Below are 1,460 nucleotides of genomic sequence, written 5' to 3'. Positions count from 1 at the left end.
ATTCGACGTCCGGTGTTGTAGCGCAGGAAGATCGAGGTGGTGTCGGCTTCGGAGTCCAGCCGTTCCCCGTAGGTGGGCCGCCCGCCGAGTCGCCAGGCCGATTCTGTCTCGACGAGCCCGTGCAGGAACAACACGAGGTGCGCTCCCGCGTTGGGAAACGCCGCGGCGAGGGCGCGGTACTTCGGAAGTACCGGGCGGCCGTCGACGCGAATCGACATCGGGTAGGCGAGCACTCGGGCGGTCTTCTCCATGTCGTCGCCGATGAGACCGTGCAGGATCGCGATGGTCTGTGCGCCGTAAGTGTTGTGCGACGGTGACTGTCGAGTGTCGTCCTCGATCGCGGCGTCGCCTCCGGTCAGCGCGCCGACGGCCTTGGCTGCGCCGGTGCAGGCGGCCGCGATGCTCGCATAGGTGCCTGCGGCGATAGCGTCGTGCATCAGCTGTGTCGGCAGGACGGCCGGTCCGACGCCGAGTTTCACGGCAGCGAATGTGCGTCGCGCGATTGCCGAGGGAATCGCGCGAACACCACCCGCGGCAGACGAGAGTTCTCGAAGGGCGAGCTCGCCGAGTTCGCCCAACTCCTGTGTGCGCTGAGTTCTCGTCCCCACCGTCTCCAGTGTACGTATGTTCACTCGAATGGGTCGTCGGTTTTCTAGGACACCACCCGGCCGCCGTGCCACTATTGTCCGGTATTTCCCCTCGAACAGGAGAGAGCCGATGACGGTTGGACGACTTCCGCTGAAAGTGGCAACGATCGCGGCATTGACGGTTGCAGGGCTGTTCGTCGTGCCGGGGGTAGCGTCGGCCGCTCCTGCCTTCGATCCGAACAACGACGGTGCGGTCACCGTCGGTGAAGTGCTCGATGCACCGCTGTTGCCAGCGTCCCTGTCTCCGGGCCTCGACAGCAACGGTGACGGTGCACTCAGTATCGGCGAAGCGTTCGAGGGCAGAATCCCCACCAACCCCAAGCGGTGTCTGATGGTGGACGATGGGTTCATCTGCCCGTGACCGGTTCAGTCTCGGTGACCCACCACCGGGTTCAGTTCCGAGGCCGCGAGGCCACCGGGCTCCACGCCTGGTAAGAATTCGCGCCAGGTGCCGCTGATCAGGGTTGGCGACTCCACAACACGAGCCCCGTCGGCGAAGTAGGTGGTGGCCAGCGCTCGGCGCGGCTGCGTCGTCCGATTCGGCCCCGCAGTGTGGAAGCACAGCGCGGAATGGAACGACACGTCTCCTACCGAGAACGGCTCGGACTCCACGGCAACGCCGCGCTCGACCAAGCGATGGGCGACGGCCTCGTCGTACGAGGTGCCGACCTTGTCGAACTCCAGGTCGGCAACCTCGCTCAGCACCTCTCGGCCGCGGGCGAACGACAGCGGACCCATTCGGCCGGGGATCGCCGACATCGGCATCCATGCAGTGACCGCCTGCGTGGTTTGGAGCGGGAAATGCTCCGCGTC

Annotated in this window: 2 protein-coding genes and 1 pseudogene; 1 reads left to right on the top strand and 2 read right to left on the bottom strand. The window is 65.8% G+C overall.

The genetic code is table 11. From position 1 onward, the window contains the following. Positions 1-608, bottom strand: a pseudogene (locus ABZ677_RS27800) (alpha/beta hydrolase); the annotation flags it as partial. A 109-nt stretch (positions 609-717) separates the two neighbouring features. Here ABZ677_RS27800 and ABZ677_RS27795 point away from each other — a divergent pair. After that, the gene (locus ABZ677_RS27795) at positions 718-1,008 is read left to right on the top strand and encodes a hypothetical protein (RefSeq protein WP_170945757.1); all 291 of its coding nucleotides are present in this window, start codon (positions 718-720) and stop codon (positions 1,006-1,008) included. A gap of 5 nt (positions 1,009-1,013) precedes the next feature. Here ABZ677_RS27795 and ABZ677_RS27790 read toward each other — a convergent pair. Then, positions 1,014-1,460, bottom strand: a 447-nt coding sequence (locus ABZ677_RS27790) for a phytanoyl-CoA dioxygenase family protein (RefSeq protein WP_358375318.1), incomplete at its 5' end; no start/stop codon positions are given.

Source organism: Rhodococcus sp. NPDC006774 (assembly GCF_040636045.1).
Classification (GTDB): domain Bacteria; phylum Actinomycetota; class Actinomycetes; order Mycobacteriales; family Mycobacteriaceae; genus Rhodococcoides.
Note: the sequence above shows the minus strand (reverse complement) of the source record. Positions and strands in the feature narration are given on the sequence as shown.

What these genes read in the sequence shown, in the direction of transcription:
- ABZ677_RS27795 (WP_170945757.1), top strand. Translation starts at nt 718, where the DNA reads ATGACGGTTGGACGACTTCCGCTGAAAGTGGCAACGATCGCGGCATTG.